Source organism: Dactylosporangium sp. CS-033363, assembly GCF_050942475.1.
Taxonomy (GTDB): Bacteria; Actinomycetota; Actinomycetes; order Mycobacteriales; family Micromonosporaceae; genus Dactylosporangium.
Map to the genome: position 1 here is coordinate 4,532,388 of NZ_CP192032.1, position 22,587 is coordinate 4,554,974.

The following is a 22,587-nucleotide window of genomic DNA, read 5'->3' on the forward strand; positions in this document are numbered from 1 at the left end:
GGGGGTATGGATGACCGGAACGCCTCCCCGATCGAGTGCCACGGCCTCATCGGCGACCTGCAGACCGCCGCGCTCGTCGCGCAGGACGGGACCATCGACTGGTTCTGCTCGCCGCGCTTCGACTCGCCGAGCGTCTTCGCCGCGCTGCTCGACCCCGAGCGGGGCGGGGAGTGCCGGCTGCGCTCGGAGCGCGGCGACGCCGTCACGCGGCAGCTGTACCTGCCGGGCACCGCCATGCTCATCACGCGCTCGATGACCCCCGAGGGCGTCGGCGAGGTGATCGACTTCATGCCGATCGCCGGGGACGAGCAGACCGACCGGCACCGCATCGTGCGGATGATGCGCGTGGTGCGCGGCCACGGCCGGTTCGTCTTCGACTGCCGGCCCGCCTTCGACTACGGGCGGGCCGAGACCACCGTCGACCTGCGCGGCCCGGGCGCCGTGTTCACCAGCGGCGACGGCGGACACGGCCAGGCGCTGACCCTGCATCCCGTGGGCGGCGACCTGCAGGGCCCGTTCGAGCGGGTCGGCGGCGGTGTCCGGCTCGTGGTCGACGCGGTCGAGGGGGCGGTGGGCGGGGTCGTGCTCACCACCGGGGAACCCGGGGAACCGCATGCCATTTCGATGCACGAGATGTGGCGGTTGTACCACCAGACGCGCGACTACTGGCGCACGTGGGCCGGGCAGTCGCAGTACACCGGACGCTGGCGGGAACAGGTCGAGCGCTCGGCCATCACGTTGAAGCTGCTCACCCACGCCCCGACCGGTGCGCCGATCGCGGCCGCCACCGCCGGGCTGCCGGAGCTCGTCGGCGGCGAGCGCAACTGGGACTACCGCTACACCTGGATCCGCGACGGGTCGCTGTCCGTGCACGCGCTGCTGGGCCTGGGCTACTGCGACGAGGCCGAGGCGTTCCTCAACTGGATGCGCACCCGGATCATCTCCGGCCAGCAGCGGATCATGTACCGCGTCGACGGCACCACGGACCTGCCCGAGTGCGACCTGGCGCACCTGCGCGGCTACCGCGACTCCAGCCCCGTGCGCATCGGCAACGACGCCAACGGACAGCTGCAGCTCGACATCTACGGCGAGGCCATGGACGCCGTGTACCGCGGCCACAAGGCCGGCCTGCGCCCGGCGTACGAGGGCTGGGTCCGCCTCGCCGAGGGTGTCGACCGGCTGTGCAGCACCTGGGACCAGCCCGACGACGGGATCTGGGAGTCCCGCTCGGGCCGGCACGACAACACGTACGGGCGGGTCATGTGCTGGGTCGCCTTCGACCGCGCCATCCGGGTGGCCCGCGAGCTCGGCCTGCCCGCCGACATCGCCTGCTGGACGGCGTCCCGCGACCAGGTCTACGAGCAGGTGATGACCCGCGGCTGGAACGAGGCCGCGCAGACCTTCACCCAGCACTACGACACCGACGTCGTGGACGCGGCCCTGCTCTACATGCCGATCGTGGGCTTCATCAGCCCGGACGACCCGCGCTGGCGCTCGACCCTGCGCGCGATCGACCAGCATCTCGTTTCGGACAGCCTCGTGTACCGCTACGACCCCCTCAAGTCCCCGGACGGCCTCGCCGGCGCGGAGGGCACCTTCTCGATGTGCACCTTCTGGTACGTCGACGCGCTCACCCGCTCCGGCCGGGTCGACGAGGCCCAGCTCACGTTCGAGAAGATGCTCACCTACAGCAACCACGTCGGCCTCTACGCCGAGGAGATCGGCCCGACGGGGGAGCAGCTGGGCAACTTCCCGCAGGCGTTCTCCCACCTCGGCCTGATCAACGCGGCGATCCGGCTGGACGCGGCCCTGGGCTGACCGCCGGCTGACTGGGAATGCCGGTACCACCCTGAGCGGCCCCGGCCGGGGAAGAATGATCCCATGCACGATTCCCCGGCCGAGCTCGGCGCCACCCTGCGGGCCTGGCGGGACCGGCTCACCCCGGCCGCGGTCGGGCTGCCCAGCGGCCGGGTCCGCCGCGCGCCGGGCCTGCGCCGCGAGGAGCTGGCCCAGCTCGCCGGGCTGTCGGTCGACTACGTGGTGCGCCTCGAACAGGGCCGCTCGACCACCCCGTCGCCGCAGGTGGTGGCCGCGCTGGCCCGGGCACTGCAGCTCGGCGACGGCGAGCGGGATCACCTGTACCGCCTGTCGGGCCTGGCCCCGCCCGCGGAGGGCGAGATCTCGGACCACATCACGCCGGGCCTGCACCGGGTGCTGAACCGGCTCGGCGACACCGCGGTGGCGCTGTTCGCCGCCGACTGGCAGCTGATCTGGTGGAACCGCTGCTGGGCGGCGCTGCTCGGGGACCCGTCGGCGGCCCCGGCCGAGCGGCGCAACTTCGCCCGCGCCACCTTCCCGGTCAACGGCGAGACGCCGGCCCTGAGCGACCGCGAGGTGCGCTCGAGCCGGCCCGACGCCGTGGCCGCGGCGATCGTGTCCGACCTGCGCCAGGCCACCGGACGGTTCCCGCACAGCCGGCGCCTGCTGCGGCTGATCCGGACCCTGGAGGAGGGCAACGAGCGGTTCGCGGCGCTGTGGGCGGAGGGTGCGGTCGGCGCGCACCGCGAGGACCACAAGGTCATCCACCACCCGTCGATCGGCCCGATCGAGCTGGACTGCGACGTGGTGACCGAGGGCGACGCCGACCGGAAGATCGTCATCCTGACCGCGGCACCGGACTCGGAGGACGAGATCAAGCTGCGGCTGGCCCTCCTCGCGGACGCGGCGGCGGGCTGAGTCCGCGTATAGCATTTGCCGCGTGACGTACCCGGGGGGACCAACCGATCCGCAGCAGCCCTACGGACAGCAGCCATATCCGCCTGTTCCGTGGTCGACGGAGCCGCCGAACACCGGCAGCACGCAGAAGGGCCTGAAGGGCGCCCTCATCGCGATCGGGGCGCTGCTCGCGGTCATCGTGCTCGTCGTCGGCGGGTACTTCGCGTTCCAGAAGGTGTTCACCGACTCGCCCAGCGAGGTGGTCTCGGCCTACATCGACGAGGCCCGCAAGGACCACCCCGACCGGCTGAAGATCGCCGGCATGCTGTGCCAGACCGAGGCCGACAAGCTGCGCAACCAGGTCGCCGGCGACGGTGACGCGGACAACGACTCGCTCGTCGACTGGCACGTGACCGGCGAGAAGATCACCGGCGACACCGCGACGGTCACCACGGAGTACACCGTGAAGACGATCGGCACCCAGACCAAGACCAGCAACCTCAGCCTGGCCCTGGTCAAGGAGCACCAGGAGTGGAAGATCTGCTCGTTCGCCGACTGATTCGACGCCACCCCGCCGGGTAGATCCGGCCGCATGCTTGCCACGATGCTCGGCCTGCGGCCGCCCGTGCCCGGCGAGGACCGCCGCCAGGGGGTGACGGTCGCCGCGCAGGCCCGGCCGGACCGGTGGTGGTTCGGGATGGGCCGGCCCACCCGCCCGATCGAGGACGGCGGGAGCGCCCCGGACGGGGGACGCCCGCAGACCACGCAGGGGTACGTGTGGGCGTTCACCGCCGACGAGGCCCAGCGGCACCTGTGGTGGGGGACCGCGTCCAACGCCACCGGCGGCGGGATGGCCACCCTGGCGACCGAGTTCGCCGGGGCCGGGCTCGGGGTGCCGGTCCGGCCCTGGGACGACCCGGGCAACGTCACCTGCGAGTTCGCCGAGTCCTACAACGCCGCGCAGGGAGTCGGCCCCGCCGAGGGGGTCGCGGGGGATGCGGTGGCGGCGCAGATCTGGCAGTACGACATCGGCAGCGGCACGACCGTGGAGCGGACGCCGACCGAGGACGAGTGTCCCGGCTTCGCGCGGCTGGCCGGGGTGCGGGCGGCCGGCTCGATCGGCGACGTGGTGCTGCTCGGCGGGATCGAGACCAGCCTCACGGCGGGCGCGCAGGCGGGCGGCACCGTGGTGCTGCTGGCCTATCACGTCGACGGGACGTTCCTGGGCTGGCGGCGCTTCGAGGACTGGGACAACATCAAGAACTTCGTCGTTGCCGGCGGGCAGCTCTACTTCGGCGTCGGGCTCGCCGGAGGGGCGGGCGGGAGCGTGCAGCGCTTCAGCGGTACCGCGAAACACCCCTTCCGCTTCGAGGAGGTCGGGCGGCTCGGGAACCAGCCGAGCTACTTCACCGTCCACGAGAACCGGATCGTCACGGGCACCTGGCGGGCCACCGGCAGCACCGAGCCGGCCGGGGTCTACCTCAGCCCGCCGCTGCACGAGCTCGGCCCGAAGTCCGTGCACGGCTGGCGGCTGGTGTTCAGCGCGGCCCAGCTGTTCCCGGACCCGCTGACCGCCGACGCGATGGTGTCCTTCGCGGTCACCTCCTACGAGGGCTGGGTGTACGCCACGTTCGGCATCCCGTCGGTCGCGCCCGCGCTCACCCACCACCTCGCGGCGTACCCGCAGATCCCGCGCGGGACGGTGCCGGAGCTGGCGCTGGCGTACCTGCGCAGCTCGCCGGGCGGTGTGGTGTACCGGATCAAGGACCCGGGCGCCCTGAACCAGCAGGTCGAGCTCCTCTACGGCGAGCGGCGGTACTGGTGCTTCGAGCCGGACACGGGGGAGTGGGCGCAGCGCGACAACCTGCTGCACCAGGACCCGAAGTTCGGCGGGGGCGGCTTCGGCACCCGGTTCAACGACTACGTCGGCTGGGGCGCGGGCGTGTTCCGGGGCAAGCTGTACGTCGGGACGTTCAACACGGAGAAGGTGCTGCGGGACATCACGCTGAACCCGGAGACCGGCGTGCTCACCCAGGTGCTGGGGCGGCCCGTGCCGGCCGTGGAGACCGCGGTGTGGCGGGAGCTGGCCTCGCGCCTGGTGTTCCGCGACCGCCGCACGGCCGGGCAGGTGTGGGTCTTCGACGACGCCGACAGTCCCGCCCGGCCGCTGACGACCACCGGGTTCAACAACGCGTGCAACTGGGGAATCCGGGGCATCCTCCCGGTCGGGGACGAGCACCTGTTCTTCGGGACGAATCAGGGCTGGCAGTACCCGACCGAGCCGCGCGACGACCCGCCGCGCCGCGCGGGGTGGCAGGTGCTCAGTATTCGGACGCGGAGCTCTGCATGACCCAGAGCGAGCCGCCGTTGGGCGACATGCCGTTGCCCTCGGTGGTGCTCTTGGGCTTCGCGTTGTATGCCAGCGTCAGGTAGTTGCCACCGGACGTCTCGACGCTCGACGGGTTGGCCTGGTCCGACGTGCCGGAGTTGTAGATGAGCACCTTCTTCGGCGACGTCGGCCACAGCGCGAGCGGGTTCTGGATGAGCACGCCGTAGGTCGGGCGCAGCGCCACCCCCTTGTCGCCGAACGTGAACAGCACCCGGTCGCCGTTCGGGCCGGACACCTTGGCCAGGTGATGGGAGCTCGCCCACACGTTGTCCAGCGCCTGCACGTCGTAGTAGCTGCCCGTGCCGGTGAACGTGTACGGGTTCCACTTCATGACCTTGACCGGCCGGCCGTTGGAGACGGTGCCGTTGTTCTGCTCGTGCCGGACCACGGCGATGACCGTACCGGCGACCTGGACGAAACTCGGCTCGGTGTAGGTGTCGGTGAACCCGTTGCCGGCCGCGGCGTTCGTGGCGAGCGGGAACGCGTCGGCGACCAGCAGCCGCGGGTCGGAGACCGGGCGCCAGGTGGCCCGGATGAACCACGCGCCGGCGCTGTTGTAGACCGGGATCAGCACCTGGCTGGTCTGGCCGCCCTGGTCGGCGAGGGCGAGCACGCCGCCGTGCTCGGCGAGCGCGCCACCCGTGATCTGGGCGGGGACCGGCAGCTTCACCGGGTCGGTGAAGGTGGTCCAGCCCGGCTTCCAGACCGAGTAGTACACCCCGTCACCCGGCACGAAGAACGTCAGCACCACGCTGCCGTCCTGCATCTTGCCGAGCTTCGGGTCGCGCATGTCCTTGTTCGCCATGGTGGCGGGGTGGGCGAGCGCCGGGTGCGGCGCATCCCAGTCCGTGCCGCTCTGGGCGCCGAAGGAGAGCTGGACCGTGCCGTCGGGGCCGGTGTGGCCCGTCGCGCGGTACCAGACGGCCATCAACCGGCCGTCGTCGAGCTTCACGATGTCGGGGAACCGGGCCTCGAAGTCGCCGGGCTCCTGGTAGAGCTTGTGCAACTGGCTGACCGCGGCGGCCGGGGACGCGAGGAGTCCCACTGCGACCGCCACGGAGGCCAGGACTGCGGCCATCCGTCGCATGGTGAACATGCTCGATATTCGTATTTGGAATATCGTTCCATGTCAACGGTGAGTGCGGTCTATTCGTCGGCGAAGTCGCCCGTCTCGGCGGCCGGGCCGCTGGCGTCGCTGGTTGAGCCCGAGGCGGGGGAGCGCATGCCGCCGGTCGTCGCGTCCCCGGTGGTCGTCGGGGCGGCGCCCGGGTTGGGGGCCCGGTGCGGGGCGCGTCCGGCACCGCCCGGCCCCGCGCTGGAGCCGGTCGTGGTGCGGATGCCGCCGCTCGCCGTCGGCCCGCCGTTGCGCCAGGTCTCGGCGGCGGCCTCCTCGTCGGCCTCGCGGTCGGCCCGTTCCTCAGGTGACATAAGGAGTGCTTACCCGGGGCGCAAGCCGCCTAACGCGCGAAACGGTTCTTTCGCCGCACACGGGGTAGGTGCGAGTCATGAACGTCTCCTTCCTGCGCCCGTTGTACGGGCGTCCCGGGCCGTGGGCGTCGGTCTACCTCGACGGGACGCGCAACAACGAAGACCCCGCCGGCACCGTGGAGCGGCGCTGGCGGGCGGCCCGCACGACCCTCGAGAAGGCCCTGTGCGAGCCGGAGAACCTCGACGCGCTCGAGCGCGCGCTGCTCGGGCACACGGAGGAGGACGGGCTCTACGGCCTGGCCGCCTTCGCCACCGGCGGCGAGGTGGCGCTGCTGCGGGTGCTGCCCGCGCCGCCGCGCCGGGACATCGCCGCGTACGGCCCGCTGCCGCACGCCATGCCGCTGCTCGCGCAGATGGGGGCGTCGATCCCGTACGTGCGGGTGCTCGTCGACCGCACCGGCGGCGACCTCGAGGCCGTGGACGCCGCCCAGCTCGTGCACGCCGAGCACGTGGAGGGGGCCGAGCAGTGGCCGCTGCACCGGGTCAAGCCGGGTGGGTGGGCGCAGCCGCGGTACCAGCGGGCGGCCCAGGTGACGTGGGAGCGCAACGCCGGGACGGTGGCCGCGGCGGTCGCCGACGCCGCCGAGCGCTGCGGGGCCGAGATCGTGCTGGTGGCCGGCGATCCGCAGGCCCGGCCGATGCTCATCGCGCAGCTGCCGGAGCACTGGCGGGAGCGGGTCGTGGAGACCAGCGGCACCACCGGCGAGGCGGTCCTCGAGGACGCCACGGTGCAGGCGATCGCGGATCTCGCCGCTGATCGCGTGCGGGACGTCCTCGACCGCTACCAGAGCCAGCGGGGGCGAGGTGCCGCCGCGGGGGACGGGTTGCCGGCGGTCGTCACCGCGTTGCAGCGCGAGCAGGTGAGCACGGTGGTGCTCGTGGACGATCCGACCTCGAACGAGGAGCTGTGGATCGGGCCGGAGCCCTCCCAGCTCTCGTTCGACCGGGCCGAGCTGCAGGCGATGGGCGTGCGCGACACCCGCCGCGTTCGGGCCGATGCGGCACTTGTACGGGCGATCGCCTGCTCGGACGCCGACCTGGTGTTCGCGACGGCGGACGAGGTGCCGGTCGAAGGGGGTGTTGGGGCGCTCCTGCGGTACGCCGATGCGGGGACCCGCCGGCGCTGACGGCTCGCTCGTTCGGTGCTCGGGTGTGATGTAAACCGCTGTTGACTTGGCCGTGGATCTCCGTCTACGGTCAAAGTCAACAGTCGTTTACATTATGAGAGGTACTCGTGACCACTACCGTCACGGAGTCGGTACGCACCGGCCGGCACTCCAACAGCACGCTCGTGGTGCTGTTCCTGTCGCTGGGCGGCCTGGCGTTCGCGGTGCTGCAGTCGCTCGTCGCACCCGCGCTGCCGATCATCGCGCAGGACCTGCACGCGTCGACGGGCGACATCAGCTGGATTCTCACGGCGTACCTGCTGTCGGCCTCGGTCCTGACGCCGATCCTGGGCCGCCTCGGCGACATGGTGGGCAAGCGCCGCGTGATGCTGGTGGTGCTGCTGATCCTGGCCGCGGGTACCCTCCTGGCCGCCCTCGCCCCGAACCTGGCCACCCTGATCGTGGCCCGGGCGCTGCAGGGCGCGGCCGGCGCGATCATGCCGCTGTCGATCGGCATCGTCCGCGACGAGCTGCCGCGCGAGCGCGTCGGCGTCACCGTCGGGCTGCTCTCGGCCATCTTCGGCATCGGCGCCGGCGTCGGCATCGTGGCCGCCGGCCCGATCGTCGACCACCTGTCCTGGCACTGGCTGTTCTGGCTGCCGCTGGTGGTCGTGGGGATCGCGCTGCTCGGCGTGTTCTTCGGCGTGCCCGAGTCGCCGGTCCGCGCGCCCGGCCGCCTCGACGTGCTCGGCGCCGCGATCCTGTCGGTGTCCCTGGTGTCGCTGCTGCTGGCCATCTCCAAGGGCCGCGAGTGGGGCTGGACCAGCGCGTCGACCCTCGGCCTGCTGCTCGGCGGGGTCGTGCTGCTCGCCGTGTTCGTGGTGGTCGAGCTGAAGGTCCGCGAGCCGCTGGTCGACATGCGGCTGATGGCCCTGCGCGGGGTGTGGGCGACCAACCTCGTCGCGCTCATCTTCGGCTTCGCCATGTTCGGCACGTTCGTGCTCGTGCCCACGCTGCTGGAGCTCCCGGCCGCGACCGGCTACGGCTTCGGCAAGTCGGTCTCCGAGGCGGGCCTGTTCCTGCTCCCGACCGTGCTCATGATGCTCGTGTTCGGCCCCCTCGCCGGGCTGCTCGACCGGCGCTTCGGCCCGAAGGTGCCGATGACCCTCGGCGCGATCGCGGTGACCGCGGCCTTCGCCCTGCCCGCGGTGGGCCATGGCGAGATCTGGCAGATCCTGGTCTCCGGCCTGTTCACCGGCGCCGGCATCGGCCTCGCGTTCGCCGCGATGTCCAACGCCATCATCGAGAGCGTCCCCGCGACCCACACGGGCGAGGCGGCGAGCGTCAACGCGATCGCCAGGACCATCGGATCCAGCATCGGTACCGCGGTGATCGCGGCCGTGATCGCCTCGAACACGACCGCGCGGGGGCTGCCGACCGACTCGGCGTTCACCGAGGGCTTCTGGCTCTGCACCGGGGTGGCCGTGATCGGCATCGTCGCCGCGCTGATCCTGCCCTCGGCCAAGCGCCGCCACGAGCAGGCCGTGCGCGTCGGCGTCGAGGACCTACCGGCGGATGCGGAGCGTTCGCTGACCTGAGTGGTGCGAGGGGGCCCGGCGCGGCCGGACCCCCTCGTGCGTTACGCGGTGCAGGTGAGCGTGGGCGCGGCGTTGGTGCCGCTCCACGTACCGGTGAAGCCGAAGTCGGTCGAGCCGTTGGCCGGGATCGTGCCGTTGTAGGCGGCGTTCGTCACCGTCACCGCGGAACCCGACGTGCTCAGCGTGCCGTTCCACAGCTGGGTGATCGTCTGGCCGTTCGCGAACGTCCACTTGACCGTCCACTTGGAGATGGCCGACGTGCCGGCCTTCACCGTCACCGCGCCCTGGAACCCGCCCGGCGAGCCGGGCCACTGGCTGGTGACCGAGTACGTCGCGGAGCAGGCCCCGGTGGCCGGCGGCGGGGAGCTGCTGGTCGGCGGCTGCGAGCTGCGCGGCGGCTGCGAACTGGTCGGCGGGCGGGAGCTGACCGGCGGCTGCGAGGTCGGGCCGCCGCCACCGACGGGCGGGTTCAGGTACGGGCCGATGATGTTCATCTTGGTCTGGTTGACGGTGTTCCAGTCGTCGCCGACGATGCCGCCGGTGTCGCCCGAGTCCGGGTTCCAGGACCAGTAGGTGAACGAGATGCCGTTGGTGCCCTGACCCATGTACGCCATCAGCTTGTTCAGCCACTGCGTGTCCAGCGGGTTCTGCAGCGTGCTGCCGAACTCACCGACGAGCACCGGGGCGATGTTCTGCTTGTACAGGTAGCCCCAGAAGTGGTCCCAGACGTCGGGCAGGTTGTTCGGGAAGTTCGGGTCGTTGAACCACGGCTGCCGGTCGTACACCGAGATGCCGTAGTCGTGCGCGGAGTACACGAGCCGGTTGGCCACGTTGAGGCGCACCGGGTAGGTGCCCGCCTTCGACAGGTTGCCACCCCACCAGTCGCACGCCATCGGATCGTCGGGCACGTTGTCGTACGGGTTCGGCGAGCCGCCGTTGCCGTCGCAGCTCACGCCCTCGACGAAGATCAGCCAGTTGGAGTTCGTCCCGAGGATCGCGTTGCCGATCCGCTCGGCCGCGAGCCGCCAGTCCTTGGCCGAGTCGCCGCAGCCCCAGCAGGACCCGGTCCCGTTGGGCTCGTTGCCCTCGGCGTGCGGCTCGTTGAACAGGTCGGCGCCGATCACCGTCGGGTTGTTCGCGTACCGCGACGCGAGGCTCTTCCAGTCCGCGATCTCGCTGGCCTCGCTGGCCGACGCGGTGTACCAGAGCGCGGTCTGTCCCGAAGCGGTCGGCCGGTGCCGGTCGAGGATGATGCGCATCCCCTTGCCCCCGGCGTAGTTGACCACCTTGTCGAGAATCTGCAACGGCGACAGCCCGACGAGATCCGGGTTGGTGTCGGTGTTGATACTCGTGGCGGTCGCCCCGGAGCGCAGCGAGTCCCCTGTGTATGGCACCCGGATCGTGTTGAACCCGAGCTGCGCCATGTGGTCGATCTGCTGCGTCCAGCTGGCCGGCTTCCCCGCCCACAGCCCATGGAAGGTGTGGTTGTCGGTCTCCATGCCGAACCAGTTGATGCCGGTGAGCCTTACGGTGGCCCCGGTCGAGTCGACAATCTTGTTACCGTTGGTGTGCAGATACCCGGTCCCGGTCCCCGCCGACGCGGTCCCGGCATTGAGCGTGACGGCGACAATCACGGTGGCCGCGGCGGCGACCAGCGCGACGGCCCCGCCGACGGCCCTTCTCGCTCTTGCTGTCATGCCCGCATCGTGGCGCCGCGAACACGCCCGCCGTCAATGGATGGTCGCCGCCCACGCTCCCGACCTTGGCTTTTGACCTGAAACTTTCCGGTCAGCGGTAGAGCGCCATCGCCGGCGCGGCGGCCACGACCAGGATCAGCCCAACCGCGGCTATTTGCTCAGCAGCAGGAGGAGCCGCGCCCGGCGGCGTTTGCGGTCGGCCTCGTCCTGTTGCTGGGCCACCACCGCGGCGATCGGGACCGTGGTGCCCGGGATGTGCATGCCCGGGACGTGCCCGGCGGGGTTCATGACTCCGCCGGGCGTTTGAACCAGAAGCACCGTTCGACGATGTACGCCCGGTCGTGGTAGGTCTCGTTCGCCGCCTGGTAGGTGTAGACGGCGTTGAGGTCGCTCGGGGTGCCGACCAGTTCCCAGCCCTCGCGGCCGAGGTCGTTGAGCGTCGCGGTGATGCTGCCCAGGATGCCCAGGTCGTGCCAGGAGGTCGTGCCCGGCAGGCCCAGCTGGCCGTGGAACTCGTACGGGTTCTTGCCGGGGTCACAGGTCAGTTGCAGGCGGGCGTACTCCCACGTCGTTCGCATCCGACCAACCTAGGAAACGGTGATCGACTGCGGCATCGGCCGGAACGGTGTCAGGAGGTGTACCGCAGGCCGTGGCCGAAGCGGAACGTCGGGTCCGGAGTGTCGAACGGGACGTCCGGGCGGCTCGCCTCCACCGCCGCCATCGAGGACGGGATGTCGAAGGGCAGCTTGCCCTGCGGCGCGGCCTCGCCGAAGAGGACCTGGACGCACGCCGACGGGGCGGCGCCGAAGTTCGCGGTCGCCGAAGCCGCCGCGCCCAGCACGTCGGCGAGGATGGCGGGGCGGTCGAGGTACACGTCGAGGATCGTCGGGACCGCCGCGCCGATCGCGGCGATGCGCTCCACCTCGGACGCCGGGAACGCGAGCGAGCCGGCACGGAAGAACGACTCGATCGAGCCGGCCTCGCCGCGCTGCTCGAATGGGGCCTGCAGGCGCAGGACGGCCACGTCGGCCTCCTCCGGCGTCGCGACGAGGGTGCCGCGGTCGCCCAGGTCGTCCGCCGTCAGGCCCTCCGCGTAGATGCGCAGCCCGCGGGCCAGCGGCAGCCGTGCGGAGCCGTCCGAAGCGTTCACCAGCAAGGTGTACGAAGCCGCCTGAACAGCGACGCCGAAAGCAAGGGCGTCCGGAGCGCCGACGACGGCGTCCGCGCGCGACGCGTCGACGTAGGGCTGGTCGAACAGGCCCAGGCGGAACTTCTCGCGCAGCAGGCGGCGGATCGACACGTCCAGGCGGGCCTCGCCGACCGCGCCCGACTTCACCAGGCCGACCAGGACGTCGGTGCGGAACTCGCCGCCGAACTGGTCCACGCCCGCGTCCAGGGCCTTGAGCATGCGCTGCTCGAAGGTCAGGTCCTCCACGCCCCAGCAGGTGTTCGACAGGATGCCCCAGTCGGTGCAGACGATGCCGTCGAAGCCCAGCTGCTCGCGGAGCAGGCCGGTGATGATCTGCTTGTTGAAGCCGAAGCCGACCTCCTCGTACTCGGTGCCGGCGGGCATCCCGTAGTACGGCATCATCTGGGCCGCACCGGCCGCGATGGCCGCCCGGAACGGCTCCAGGTGCAGGTCGAACCGGCCGCCCGGGTAGACCTGCTCGCGGCCGTAGGCGAAGTGCGGGTCCTCGCCGTCCAGCTGCGGGCCGCCGCCGGGGAAGTGCTTGACCATGGCCGCGACCGAGTCCGGGCCCAGCGTCTCGCCCTGCAGGCCGCGGATGTACGCCACGACGAGCGCGGCCGTCAGCGCGGCGTCCTCGCCGAAGGTGGAGCTCTGCCGGGCCCAGCGCGGCTCGGTGGCCAGGTCGATCTGCGGGTGCAGGGCGACCCGGATGCCGGCCGCGAGATACTCCCGGCGCACCAGGTCCGCGAACCGCTCGACCAGCTCCGGCGAGCGCAGCGCGGCCAGGCCGAGCGGCTCCGGGAACTGGGCGAACGGCCCGGCCAGCATCGCGGTCGCCGGGTTGTCGGTGAAGTGGTGCCGCGGGTCGGTGGAGATGGTGACCGGGATGCCGAGCGGGTGCCGGCGCGCCTCGTCCTGCAGCCGGTTCGCCCACTCGGCGATCTCCCGGGCGCCGGCGGCGAACAGGATGTTCATGTGGCTGATGCGCCGGTCGAGCAGGGACCGGGTCGACGGGGAGCCGAACAGGCCCGGAGCCGTGAGGTCGCCGACGCTGGCCATCGGCTGGAACATGAGGCCGGCCTTGTCCTCCAGGTCGAGGCGGGCGAGGAGGTCCTCGACGCGCTGGTCGACGGGGAGCGCGGGGTCCTGGTACGGAAACGTCATGAGCGGGTGCCTTTCTAGCGGACGGCCTTGATCGGGGCGACGGCCAGGCCGCCGAGGAGCATGAGCGCGATGGCGGCCGGGAACAGCGCGCTGTACCCGGCCGCGACGACCACCGCGCCGGCCACGGCGGGCGCCATGACCTGCGGCAGGGTGGCCGCGATGTTGACCACGCCGAGGTCCTTGGCGAAGTCCTCCCGGGCCGGGAGCACCTCGCTGACCAGGGCGGTGTCGACCGACTGGAACAGGCCGAAGCCGAGGCCGGTGACGACCGCGAAGAGCACCATGCCGGCCTTGGTGGGCAGCAGCCACGGGCCGAGGAGCCCGGCGGCGCACAGGACGGCGCCGGCGTAGATGAACGGCTTGCGGCGCGCGGCGCGGTCGGACAGCGGGCCGCTGACCGCGGTCGCCACCAGCGTGGCCAGCAGGGTCGCGACGCCGACCACCGGCACGAACGAGACGGCGTCGTCGCCGAGGCCGATGTAGTCCTGCAGGATGTAGAGCTGGTAGTTGGTGACCAGGAAGTAGCCCAGGTACAGCAGCAGCCGGCCGAGGAAGGCCCAGCCGAGGTCGGGGTGCCGGCGGGGGTTGAACCAGTAGCTGCGCAGGAGCCCGGCGGCGGAGAAGGCCGGCCGGGGCTCGCCGCGGTTGTCGCGGTCCGGGTTGAGCGCGACCAGCAGGCCGATCGCGACGAGCGCGAGCCCGGCGAACGTGAGGTAGCCGCCCCCGAGGTGATCGGCGAAGGCGGTGCCGACGACCTGGCCGCCGAGCGCGCCCGCCATCACCGCGAAGCCCGTGACGGCCGAGAACAGGCCGCGCCGGGCGGCCGGGACACGGTCGGGCATGACCGCGCTCAAGGGCCCCTGGACGAAGTTGTACGCGATCTGCACGATCGTCCACGCGACCGCGATCTGCACCAGGGTGTTCGCGGCGGCGATCCCGAGCAGCGCCAGCCCGCCGGCGAGGGCGCCGCCGACCATCCACTGGGCGCGCCGGCCGTAGCGGGAGCGGGTCCGGTCGGACAGGGTCCCGGCGAGCGGCTGGGCCAGCATCGCCGCGAACGCGCCGATCGTGGTCACCACGGCCAGGTTGGCCGCCTTGTCCGCCTCGTTGATCCGGGCGACCTGCAGCGGCAGCAGGATGCCGGGGACCGCTCCCCACAGCGCGAAGATGCTGAGGTTGGCGGGGAAGAGCGAGACCAGCAGCCGGCGCAGCGGGCCGCGCATCGGCGGCTTGGCCACGGCAAGGCGCACATCGTCGTCGACGGCCGTTGCAGTCATGGGAGGCTCCCTTCGCGGACAATTTCCCCCCGAGGGGAAAAATGTAAACCCGTGATTTCCGGCGCGTCAACGTTTATTTCCCACAAGGGGAAAAGGTTGGTACCGTCTGATGCGTGCGAGAGCCGAGTGCCAGCGGAGACGGCCGCCGGGGCAGGGGCCGCCCCCCGCGGATCTCCCGGGAGCGGATCGTGGCGGCGGCCCGGGAGCTCGACCCCGGTGCGCTGACCATGCGGGCCGTGGCCGAGCGGCTGGGCGTGGACCGCAAGGCGCTCAACTACCACGTCAGCGACCGCGACGGGCTGCTGGAACTGGTCGCGATCGACGTACTGCAGGACGAGATGCAGCAGGTCGCGCTGCCGGCCGGCGACTGGCGGGCCGCGGTGCGCCGCTTCGCCCGGGCCATGCGCGACGGGATGGCCCGCACCGGCGCCCTGTTCGACTACGTGAAGATGCCGATCGCCGGCGGCCGCACCGCCCTCGAGCCCGCCGAGCGCCTGCTGGGCATCCTGGTCGGGGCGGGATTCCGGCCCGAGGACGCGAGCCGGGTCCTCACCCTGGTCGCCGAGCTGATCGTCTCCAGCGCCCGCGACGTCGTGCTGACCGAGCGCCACGGCGTGCACCCGCAGGTCGCCGAGATCCAGCGGCTGCTCGACGACGAGCCCGCCGACGAGCTGCCGTGGCTGCGCCGCAGCGTGGCCGCCGGCCCGGCGCGGCTCTCCGGCGACCAGCTCGACTTCGACCTCGACCTCATCCTGGCGGGCATGGACACGCTGCTCGACCGGTCCGCCGAACCGCGATGAGCACCGCCAAGCCGACGAGCGCCGCCAAGCCGACGATCAGCGACGTGGCCGCGCGGGCCGGCGTCTCCCGCTCGACGGTCTCGCGGGTCATGAACAACGTGCCCGGCGCCGCGCCCGCCGTCCGCGAGCGGGTGCACCGGGCGATGGCCGAGCTCGGGTACGTGCCGGACCAGACCGCCCGCGCCCTCGCCTCCGGGCGGCAGCCGGCGATCGACGTCGTCGCGGTCACCGACGGCCCGGTCATCGGCTGGCTGGGCTCGCACCCGTACTACAGCCGGGTCCTGGCCGGGGTCACCTCGGCCGTGGAGGGCACCGACGTGCAGGTGCGCATCCAGGCCATCACCCGGCCCGGCGACTTCGCGGCGGTCGAGGCGATCGCGGCCCGGGCCAGCATGGGCCTCGTGCTGACCGACGTACCCGCCGCGATGACCCTGCGGTTCCAGCAGCTGTGCCGCCGGGTGGTCTCGCTCGCCGCCACCACGCGCTCGGTCGCCTCCATCGACGCCGACAACACCGGCGGCGCCTATGCGGCCGTCGAGCACCTGCACGGGCTGGGCCGCCGGCACATCGCCGAGATCCACGGCCCCGAGTTCAGCGCCGACGCCCGCGACCGGCGCACCGGCGTCCGGCAGGCAATACACGACCTGAACCTTCCCGTGTACTGCGACGGCGGCGACTTCCGCCGCGAGGTCGGGCACGCGGCGGCGGTGCGGCTGCTGGAGCGGTACCCCCAGATCGACGCGATGTTCGTCGCCTGCGATCTCATGGCCGCGGGCGCCGTGCAGGCCATCACCGCGACCGGCCGGACGGTGCCCGGGGACGTGAGCGTGGTCGGCTTCGACGACAGCATCGCCGCGGTGTGCGCCAACCCGCCGCTCACCACGATGCGCATGCCGGTCGAGGAGATGGCGGCGGCCGCGGCCCGGCTACTGCTCGAGGGCGGGGTCGGCAGCGAGTACCGGCGCTGCCTTCCGGTCGAGCTGGTCGCGCGGGGCAGCACGGCGGGCCATGACGGCCAGCCCGGCCACGGCGGCCAGCGCGAGCCCGGCCGGGATCAGGAACACCCGCGGTAGCCCGATCGCGGCCGCGCCGACGCCACCGGCCGCGCCGCCGAGGGCCGAGCTGATCGCGGTCGAGCTGAGGAAGATCGCGGAGGCGGTCGCGACCGCCGTGGGCAGCAGCCGCTGGGCCACGATGATGCCGAGCGCGGCGAACACGCCCCACACCCCGCCCATCAGGATCTGTCCGGTGAACAAGCCCGCGGTGGTACCCGTCGTGGCGAAGCAGATGTTCGCCGCCACCCCGAAGCCGGCGCCGAGCACCATCAGCCAGAGCATGCCGGTGCGGCGGGCCACGAGCACGGCCACCGGCATGAGCACGATCTCGACGAGCGGCTGGATGCCGATGACCGCGCCGCTCACCCCGGCCGGCAGCCCGAGCTGCGAGGTCATGTAGATCGGCAGGTACGCGTATTTGACCGACTCTCCGGCGTACACGAGCACGTACAGCCCGGTGAACGCGAGCAGCGGGAGCATCGCGCGCACATGCGGTACCGAATCCGCGGTCCTGGCAGGAAGGGCGGGCGGGGTCCGCAGCGTGCCGAGGGGGGCGATCTGGGCCAGCGTGCACAGCGCCGTGGCCAGCAGCATGACCCGCAGCGACGTGTGCGCCGCGAGGAACGCGCCGGCGACGGGCCCGACCACCCAGCCGCCGGTGAGCGCCATCCGCACCACTGCGACGACCCCGTCGCTGTCCGGGTCCGGGCGCGCGCTCAGCTCGTCGTGCAGCGCCGCGAACAGCTGCGAGCCGGCCGCACCGGCGAACCCGAGGGCGATCGCGCTGAGCACGAAGGGCATCCACAGCTGGGTCGAGCCGGCGATCCCGGCCCAGCCCAGGAAGCCGATCGCCGCGCAGATCCGGAACAGGCCCAGCCGCCGGCCGGTGCGGTCCGAGCGGGCGCCGACCAGGTAGCCGGCGATCGGCGCGGTCAGGTTGGTCAGGTAGAACAGCCCGGCCGCGGTGAGCGAGGCGCCGAGGTCGCGCACCAGGAACGAGGCGATCTGCGGCGCGGCGGCCGAGAAACCCAGGCCGGACAGGAACATGGCGATGGTCGCGCCCCGGTACAGCGGGTTCGCCAGCGTCAGCCGCAAAGCTCTCATGGCCCGGGGACGGTAGGGGCGGGAGCGGTTCCAGGGGAAGCATCTGAACGCTGAGTAACGAACTGGTGAGCGCCAAAATTCGCCCTTGGAGTGGCGGCGCCGGGCATTGATGATGGACGGCGTGACCCAGGTGGCACCGGGAATTCCGGCTGACACGGTCGGATCCCTCGCGCGGCCGGTCGCGGTGGTCGAGGCCACCATGCGCTGCGTCGAGCTGGACCTGCGCTTCCGCGGCGATCCGTCGCTACCGTGCGTAGCCGTCATGTACCTCGACGGCGGGCTCGGGCTGATCAGCCGCGAGCGGTTCGGGCAGCTGATGTCCGGGCCGTTCGGGTACGGCCGCGCGCTGTGGGAGAAGACGCCCGTCGGGCGGACCGCGGACCCGGCCCCGATGATCGTCGACGAGCACGCCCTCGTCGTCGACGTCTGCGAGCAGGTGAGCCGGCGCGACCGGGTGCGCCGCTACGACGACGTGCTGGTGCGCCGGGGCGACGGGCGGCTGGCGCGGGTGTCGGCGGCGCGGCTGTACGAGTCCCTCGCGGACCTGATGGCCATGCAGGCCGTCGTCGACCCGCTCAGCGGCCTGGCCAACCGGGCCCGCTTCCTCAACCGGCTCGCCACCGCCTGCCGCGACGCCGCCCACCCCGGCGTCGCCGTGGTCTTCATCGACCTGGACCGCATGAAGCAGGTCAACGACACGCTCGGGCACGCCGCCGGGGACCGGCTCATCGTCTCGGCCGCGCGCCGGCTGGCCGCCGCGGCCACCGAGGACGACGTCGTGGCCCGCCTCGGCGGGGACGAGTTCGCGGTGCTGACCCGGGTCGTCGGCGGGTACCAGCCGGAGCTCTCGGCGGCCGCGCTCGGCGAGCGCTTCCGGCTCGCCGTCGCCACCCCCGACGCGTCGCTCCCCGCGGGTGCGCACAGCTCGGCCAGCGTCGGGGTGGCGATCGGGGCCGCCGCGGCCGACCCGGAGACGCTGCTGCGGGAGGCGGACGCGGCGATGTACCGGGCCAAGCAGGCCGGCGGCGACAAGGTCCGGGTGGTCGTCGACGCCGGCGCCGCGGCCGCGCCCCGCCCCGGTGCCGGCGACGGGCTGCTGGCCGCCATCGACCGCGGCGAGCTGCGGCTGTTCTACCAGCCGATCGTCGGCGTCGACGACGGCCGGGTGTGGGCGGTCGAGGCGCTCATCCGTTGGCAGCACCCGCAGCACGGGCTGCTGACCCCGGGCCGGTTCCTGGCCGACGCGGCCCGGGCCGGGCAGACGCCGGCCGTGGACCGCTGGGTGCTCGAGCGGGCCTGCGCCGACCTGGCCGCCTGGGACCGCGTGCTCGGCGACAGCGCGCCCCGCAGCGTCAACGTGAACCTCACCGTCGAGACGCTGCGCGGCCCCGGCCTGGCCGGCGACTTGCTCGCCGCGATCCGCCGGGCCGGGCTGGGACCGGAGCGGATCCGGGTGGAGCTGCCGGAGTCGGCCGACCTGGCGCAACTGCAGGAGGCGGTCCAGCAGCTCGGCGAGCTGCGCGCGCACGGCGTCGGGATCGTTCTGGACGACATGGGCGCGGGCTCGGCCACCCTGCGCCACCTCTCGGCGCTGCCGGTCTCCGGCATCAAGATCGACCGCTCGTTCGTCGCGGGCATGCTCGACAACCGCAACGACCACGCGGTGGTGAAGCTGCTCGGCGAGCTGGGCCGCAGCACCGGGGTCAGCGTGACCGCCGAGGGCATCGAGGACGACGAGCAGCTGGCGGTGCTGCGGGAGCTGCAGGTGCCGTACGCGCAGGGCTACCACCTCGGCCTGCCCGCCCCCGCCGACCACCTCACCGCGCTGCTGCGCACGGGCCGCCCGCGTGGCGTGGCGGCGGTACCCTTGCAGGCGCTGGAACTTCCCGTCGAGGTGGGTCGGCACAGGGTGTGAGGGCATGGCCAGATATTCGCTCCGGCCGAGTCGCTCGCAGGCGGTCATCACCGCGGCGGCGCTGCTCTTCGCGGCCGTGTACTGGGCGGCGCTGGACGGCTCCGGGGTCTTCGCGGTGCTCGCGGTGCTGCTCGCCGGGGTCTGGCTGTGGAACGGCTTCCGCCCCCGCGCCGGTTTCCGGATGGAGGTCGACGACCGGACCGACCCGCCGACCGCCTGGGGCCTCCTGCTGGGCATGCGCAGCGAGCGGGTCGCGGACGGACGGTACCGGCTGCGCTCCGGCCGCACCGCCGCGGTCGTCACGGCGATCCTGACGGCGGGCGCCCTCGCGTTCGGCGCGTTCGTCGCGCACGCATGGGTGTTCCTGCCGTTCGCCGTGCTGCTGGTCGTCAACGCCGGGCTGCGGCTGTGGTCGGCGTTCGGGCGCGGCGCGGCCGGCCTGTCCACGCTTGAACGTTACAGCCGGGAAACGCATCGAAGCACACCGTAACGTCCGCGCCCCGTGCAATCCGCGCCGAGCAAAATGTAACGTCGGCGTTCCCGTTGGGGTAGGAGGCGCCCATGTCCGGCGATGTCGCTCGATGCACATGAATGCCGACCGGCTCGTCCTCCTCCTGGCCGAGCGGGACTACCTCTACGGGAGCGGCACCTTGACGCTCCGGGTCAGCGCCGTCGAACGCGACGCGCCCATCAACTACGACCACGAACTGTGGTACTACGTACACGGTATGCAGCTGGGCTTCGACGGCCGCGAGCTGGGCGACCGCGTGGTCGTCGTGCGCGGCCGGCGGCTGGTGGGCACCGGCGCCCTCAACTGAGCTCACCGCGGCCATGGGGCGATCATGGCGGGGTGAGCAGACTGCAGCGGGTACGCCTGGCACTGGTGCTCGGATCGCTCAGCGGCTTCGCCCCGCTCACGATCGACATGTACCTCCCGGCGATGCCCGGCATGGCCCGCGACCTGCACACCAGCGCGCCGGTCGTGCAGCTGTCGCTGACCGTGTTCGTGGTCGGGCTGGCGGTCGGTCAGGTCCTGGCCGGCCCGCTGTCCGACTCCTGGGGCCGGCGGCGGCCGCTGCTGGGCGGGCTGCTGCTGTACGTGCTCGGATCGGTCGGCTGCGCGCTCGCCCCGAACGCCGGCCTGCTCATCACCGCCCGCGCCGTGGAGTCCCTCGGCGCCGCGGCCGGCGTGGTGCTGGCCCGCGCGATCGTCCGCGACCTGTTCGAGGGCCCGGCCATGACCCGGTTCTTCTCCACGATCATGCTCGTCAACGGCCTGGCCCCGATCCTGGCCCCGGTCGCCGGCGGCCAGCTGCTCACCGTCGCCTCCTGGCGGGCCGTGTTCGTGGTCCTCGCCGCGATCGGCGCCATCCTGATCGCCGCGGTGACGTTCGCGCTGCCGGAGTCCCTGCCCGCCGAGCGCCGCCGCCCGGCCCACCTCGGCACCACCCTGCGGTCCATGGGCGCGCTGCTCGTCGACCGCTCCTACCTGCGCTACGTCCTCGCCGCCGCGCTCATGTTCGCCGCCGTCTTCGCCTACATCTCGGGCTCCTCGTTCGTCCTGCAGAACGTGTACGGCCTGAGCGCCCAGCAGTTCAGCCTCGTCTTCGGCGGCAACGGCCTCGGCATCGTCCTCCTCGCGCAGGTGAACGGCTTCCTGATCGGCCGCGGCGCCGCGGCGCACACCCTGCTGCGCGCGGCCCTCGCGGTCGCGGTGGCGGCCGCGGCCGGCGTCCTGGCGTGCACGGCGACCGGCGCCCCGCTGCCCCTGCTGCTCGGCTGCCTGTTCGCGGTCGTGTCGATGCTCGGCGTCATCCTGGCCGACGCCACCTCCCTCGCCCTGGGCCCGCACGGCGCCAACGCGGGTGCGGCCTCGTCCCTGCAGGGCCTGCTGCAGTTCCTGGTCGGCGGCGTGGCCACGTCGGTGATGGGCCTGGCCGGTCCCGGCTCGGCGGTCGCCATGGGCGCGACCATGTTCGTGTGCGCGGCCACAGCGCTGGGGACGCTGCGCCTCCTACGCTGAGCGCATGCTGTCGATCCGCCCGGCCGAACCCGCCGACCTGCCGGCGGTGGCCGCCATCTACGGGCACTACGCCACCGAGTCGCTCGTCACCTTCGACGAGGCGCCCCTGCCCCTCGACGCCTGGCAGACGCGACTGGCCGACCTGCGCGAGCGGGGCCTGCCGTTCCTGGTCGGCGAGGCCGACGGCACCGTTGCCGGGTATGCGTTCGCGGGGCCGTGGAAGCCGAAGCCCGCGTACCGGCACACGGTCGAGAACTCGGTGTACCTGGCCCCGCCGTGGGCCGGCCGCGGCTTCGGCACGCAGCTGCTGCAGGCCCTGCTGGACGAGTGCGCGCAGGCGGGCCTGCACCAGGTCATCGCGGTCATCACCGACACCGGCAGCGACGCCTCGGCCGCCCTGCACCGCCGGCTGGGCTTCACCGAGGCGGGGCGGCTGACGGGGGTCGGCTTCAAGCACGGCCGCTGGATCGACACCGTCCTCATGCAGCGCGCGCTCAGCTGAAGTCGACCCGCATGACGGCGCGGCGGGGGGTCGGGCGGCTCACTTCGGCGAAGCCGGCGGCGGCGAACATGCCGTGCGTGCCCACGTACAGTTCGGCGGTCGAGGCCGGCGGCTGCCCCGGCTCCGTCACGAGCGGATAGCCCTCGACCGCGCGGGCGCCCCGATCCCGCGCGTAATCGACCGCCGCGCTCGCCAGGGCCCGGCCCACGCCCCGGCGGCGGAAGCCGGTGCGGGTCACGAAGCACGGGACCGCCCACACGTCCTCGTCGTCGCGGTCCTCGGCGCGGCCGGTCCAGGGGATGCGCGCGGCGAGCAGCCGCCGGTACGCGGGCCGCGGCTCCACCGCGCACCACCCGGCCGGCTCGCCGTCGACCAGCGCGACCAGGCCGTTCGGCTCCGCGCGCAGGCGGGCCCGGCGCTCCTCGACGGGGCCGGCCGCCCAGCCGCGGCCGGTGGTCTTGAAGTACTGGCACTGGCAGCGGTGCGGTTCGCCGCGCTCGCCGAAGACCGCCTGCAGGTCCGCCCACGGCACCTCGGCGGCGGGCAGCACGGAAATGCTCACGCC

General features: G+C 72.7%; 21 protein-coding genes and 1 pseudogene. 13 read left to right on the plus strand and 9 right to left on the minus strand.

The window, feature by feature from the left end; translation table 11 throughout:
• Positions 1–6: 6 nt before the first annotated feature.
• From ACQPZ4_RS20890 to ACQPZ4_RS20905, 4 genes are all read left to right on the plus strand, one after another.
• Positions 7–1,818 (plus strand): glycoside hydrolase family 15 protein, encoded by a 1,812-nt coding sequence (locus tag ACQPZ4_RS20890; RefSeq protein WP_433063646.1) that lies wholly within the window; start codon positions 7–9, stop codon positions 1,816–1,818.
• A 63-nt stretch (positions 1,819–1,881) separates the two neighbouring features.
• Positions 1,882–2,736, plus strand: coding sequence for a helix-turn-helix transcriptional regulator (locus ACQPZ4_RS20895; RefSeq protein ID WP_433063649.1), 855 nt, complete (start codon positions 1,882–1,884; stop codon positions 2,734–2,736).
• A gap of 22 nt (positions 2,737–2,758) precedes the next feature.
• Positions 2,759–3,274 carry an Rv0361 family membrane protein gene (locus ACQPZ4_RS20900; protein ID WP_433063652.1) on the plus strand — a complete coding sequence of 172 codons (516 nt, stop codon included), beginning with the start codon at positions 2,759–2,761 and terminating at the stop codon, positions 3,272–3,274.
• Positions 3,275–3,307: 33 nt separating this feature from the next.
• Positions 3,308–5,065: a hypothetical protein gene (locus tag ACQPZ4_RS20905; RefSeq protein WP_433063654.1), complete on the plus strand. Its 1,758-nt coding sequence runs from the start codon at positions 3,308–3,310 to the stop codon at positions 5,063–5,065.
• On the opposite strand, the gene ACQPZ4_RS20910 is transcribed toward ACQPZ4_RS20905, so the two are convergent.
• Positions 5,037–6,182 (minus strand): sialidase family protein, encoded by a 1,146-nt coding sequence (locus ACQPZ4_RS20910; protein WP_433063657.1) that lies wholly within the window; start codon positions 6,180–6,182, stop codon positions 5,037–5,039. The genes ACQPZ4_RS20905 and ACQPZ4_RS20910 overlap by 29 nt on opposite strands.
• Before the next feature lie 68 nt (positions 6,183–6,250).
• Positions 6,251–6,532 (minus strand): hypothetical protein, encoded by a 282-nt coding sequence (locus ACQPZ4_RS20915; RefSeq protein ID WP_433063660.1) that lies wholly within the window; start codon positions 6,530–6,532, stop codon positions 6,251–6,253.
• A 77-nt stretch (positions 6,533–6,609) separates the two neighbouring features.
• On the opposite strand from ACQPZ4_RS20915, the gene ACQPZ4_RS20920 reads away from it, so the two are divergent.
• Both ACQPZ4_RS20920 and ACQPZ4_RS20925 read left to right on the plus strand, forming a co-directional pair.
• Complete coding sequence (locus ACQPZ4_RS20920; RefSeq protein WP_433063662.1) at positions 6,610–7,719, plus strand: Vms1/Ankzf1 family peptidyl-tRNA hydrolase; 1,110 nt, start codon at positions 6,610–6,612, stop codon at positions 7,717–7,719.
• A 107-nt stretch (positions 7,720–7,826) separates the two neighbouring features.
• Complete coding sequence (locus ACQPZ4_RS20925; protein WP_433063665.1) at positions 7,827–9,296, plus strand: MFS transporter; 1,470 nt, start codon at positions 7,827–7,829, stop codon at positions 9,294–9,296.
• Positions 9,297–9,337: 41 nt separating this feature from the next.
• Here ACQPZ4_RS20925 and ACQPZ4_RS20930 read toward each other — a convergent pair whose 3' ends face one another.
• The 5 genes from ACQPZ4_RS20930 to ACQPZ4_RS20950 form a co-directional block, all read right to left on the minus strand.
• Positions 9,338–10,993, minus strand: a complete 1,656-nt coding sequence (locus ACQPZ4_RS20930) for a cellulase family glycosylhydrolase (protein WP_433063667.1) — start codon at positions 10,991–10,993, stop codon at positions 9,338–9,340.
• 150 nt (positions 10,994–11,143) lie between these two features.
• The gene (locus tag ACQPZ4_RS20935; protein ID WP_433063669.1) at positions 11,144–11,281 is read right to left on the minus strand and encodes a hypothetical protein; all 138 of its coding nucleotides are present in this window, start codon (positions 11,279–11,281) and stop codon (positions 11,144–11,146) included.
• Entirely contained in the window at positions 11,278–11,571 is a 294-nt protein-coding gene (locus ACQPZ4_RS20940; RefSeq protein WP_433063672.1) for a hypothetical protein, read from the minus strand. Before ACQPZ4_RS20940 ends, ACQPZ4_RS20935 begins: the two co-directional genes overlap by 4 nt.
• A gap of 50 nt (positions 11,572–11,621) precedes the next feature.
• Entirely contained in the window at positions 11,622–13,346 is a 1,725-nt protein-coding gene (locus ACQPZ4_RS20945; RefSeq protein ID WP_433063674.1) for a glycoside hydrolase family 3 protein, read from the minus strand.
• A gap of 14 nt (positions 13,347–13,360) precedes the next feature.
• Positions 13,361–14,623 carry an MFS transporter gene (locus tag ACQPZ4_RS20950; RefSeq protein ID WP_433063676.1) on the minus strand — a complete coding sequence of 421 codons (1,263 nt, stop codon included), beginning with the start codon at positions 14,621–14,623 and terminating at the stop codon, positions 13,361–13,363.
• 113 nt (positions 14,624–14,736) lie between these two features.
• Between ACQPZ4_RS20950 and ACQPZ4_RS20955 the strand changes: the two genes are divergently transcribed.
• Together ACQPZ4_RS20955 and ACQPZ4_RS20960 are read left to right on the plus strand one after the other, a co-directional pair.
• Complete coding sequence (locus tag ACQPZ4_RS20955; RefSeq protein ID WP_433063678.1) at positions 14,737–15,423, plus strand: TetR/AcrR family transcriptional regulator C-terminal domain-containing protein; 687 nt, start codon at positions 14,737–14,739, stop codon at positions 15,421–15,423.
• 89 nt (positions 15,424–15,512) lie between these two features.
• Positions 15,513–16,496 (plus strand): LacI family DNA-binding transcriptional regulator, encoded by a 984-nt coding sequence (locus tag ACQPZ4_RS20960; RefSeq protein WP_433066591.1) that lies wholly within the window; start codon positions 15,513–15,515, stop codon positions 16,494–16,496.
• Here ACQPZ4_RS20960 and ACQPZ4_RS20965 read toward each other — a convergent pair.
• Positions 16,449–17,783 (minus strand): annotated as a pseudogene (locus ACQPZ4_RS20965) (MFS transporter); the annotation flags it as partial. The gene ACQPZ4_RS20960 and the pseudogene ACQPZ4_RS20965 overlap by 48 nt on opposite strands.
• Here ACQPZ4_RS20965 and ACQPZ4_RS20970 point away from each other — a divergent pair.
• From ACQPZ4_RS20970 to ACQPZ4_RS20990, 5 genes are all read left to right on the plus strand, one after another.
• Entirely contained in the window at positions 17,704–19,497 is a 1,794-nt protein-coding gene (locus tag ACQPZ4_RS20970) for an EAL domain-containing protein (protein ID WP_433063680.1), read from the plus strand. The pseudogene ACQPZ4_RS20965 and the gene ACQPZ4_RS20970 overlap by 80 nt on opposite strands.
• 4 nt (positions 19,498–19,501) lie before the next feature.
• Complete coding sequence (locus tag ACQPZ4_RS20975) at positions 19,502–19,987, plus strand: hypothetical protein (RefSeq protein ID WP_433063683.1); 486 nt, start codon at positions 19,502–19,504, stop codon at positions 19,985–19,987.
• 91 nt (positions 19,988–20,078) lie between these two features.
• Positions 20,079–20,315 (plus strand): hypothetical protein, encoded by a 237-nt coding sequence (locus tag ACQPZ4_RS20980; RefSeq protein ID WP_433063684.1) that lies wholly within the window; start codon positions 20,079–20,081, stop codon positions 20,313–20,315.
• A gap of 32 nt (positions 20,316–20,347) precedes the next feature.
• Positions 20,348–21,520: a multidrug effflux MFS transporter gene (locus ACQPZ4_RS20985; RefSeq protein WP_433063687.1), complete on the plus strand. Its 1,173-nt coding sequence runs from the start codon at positions 20,348–20,350 to the stop codon at positions 21,518–21,520.
• A gap of 4 nt (positions 21,521–21,524) precedes the next feature.
• The gene (locus tag ACQPZ4_RS20990) at positions 21,525–22,022 is read left to right on the plus strand and encodes an N-acetyltransferase family protein (RefSeq protein ID WP_433063690.1); all 498 of its coding nucleotides are present in this window, start codon (positions 21,525–21,527) and stop codon (positions 22,020–22,022) included.
• Here ACQPZ4_RS20990 and ACQPZ4_RS20995 read toward each other — a convergent pair.
• Positions 22,015–22,584: an N-acetyltransferase family protein gene (locus ACQPZ4_RS20995; protein ID WP_433063693.1), complete on the minus strand. Its 570-nt coding sequence runs from the start codon at positions 22,582–22,584 to the stop codon at positions 22,015–22,017. The genes ACQPZ4_RS20990 and ACQPZ4_RS20995 overlap by 8 nt on opposite strands.
• Positions 22,585–22,587 lie beyond the last annotated feature (3 nt).

Excerpts from the sequence above, each read along its gene's own strand:
- ACQPZ4_RS20890 (WP_433063646.1), top strand. The coding sequence starts at position 7 with ATGGATGACCGGAACGCCTCCCCGATCGAGTGCCACGGCCTCATCGGC.
- ACQPZ4_RS20895 (WP_433063649.1), top strand. The coding sequence starts at position 1,882 with ATGCACGATTCCCCGGCCGAGCTCGGCGCCACCCTGCGGGCCTGGCGG.
- ACQPZ4_RS20905 (WP_433063654.1), top strand. The coding sequence starts at position 3,308 with ATGCTTGCCACGATGCTCGGCCTGCGGCCGCCCGTGCCCGGCGAGGAC.
- ACQPZ4_RS20910 (WP_433063657.1), bottom strand. The coding sequence starts at position 6,182 with ATGGCCGCAGTCCTGGCCTCCGTGGCGGTCGCAGTGGGACTCCTCGCG.
- ACQPZ4_RS20915 (WP_433063660.1), bottom strand. The coding sequence starts at position 6,532 with ATGTCACCTGAGGAACGGGCCGACCGCGAGGCCGACGAGGAGGCCGCC.
- ACQPZ4_RS20920 (WP_433063662.1), top strand. The coding sequence starts at position 6,610 with ATGAACGTCTCCTTCCTGCGCCCGTTGTACGGGCGTCCCGGGCCGTGG.
- ACQPZ4_RS20930 (WP_433063667.1), bottom strand. The coding sequence starts at position 10,993 with ATGACAGCAAGAGCGAGAAGGGCCGTCGGCGGGGCCGTCGCGCTGGTC.
- ACQPZ4_RS20935 (WP_433063669.1), bottom strand. The coding sequence starts at position 11,281 with ATGAACCCCGCCGGGCACGTCCCGGGCATGCACATCCCGGGCACCACG.
- ACQPZ4_RS20940 (WP_433063672.1), bottom strand. The coding sequence starts at position 11,571 with ATGCGAACGACGTGGGAGTACGCCCGCCTGCAACTGACCTGTGACCCC.
- ACQPZ4_RS20945 (WP_433063674.1), bottom strand. The coding sequence starts at position 13,346 with ATGACGTTTCCGTACCAGGACCCCGCGCTCCCCGTCGACCAGCGCGTC.
- ACQPZ4_RS20950 (WP_433063676.1), bottom strand. The coding sequence starts at position 14,623 with ATGACTGCAACGGCCGTCGACGACGATGTGCGCCTTGCCGTGGCCAAG.
- ACQPZ4_RS20960 (WP_433066591.1), top strand. The coding sequence starts at position 15,513 with ATGAACAACGTGCCCGGCGCCGCGCCCGCCGTCCGCGAGCGGGTGCAC.
- ACQPZ4_RS20975 (WP_433063683.1), top strand. The coding sequence starts at position 19,502 with ATGGCCAGATATTCGCTCCGGCCGAGTCGCTCGCAGGCGGTCATCACC.
- ACQPZ4_RS20980 (WP_433063684.1), top strand. The coding sequence starts at position 20,079 with ATGCACATGAATGCCGACCGGCTCGTCCTCCTCCTGGCCGAGCGGGAC.
- ACQPZ4_RS20990 (WP_433063690.1), top strand. The coding sequence starts at position 21,525 with ATGCTGTCGATCCGCCCGGCCGAACCCGCCGACCTGCCGGCGGTGGCC.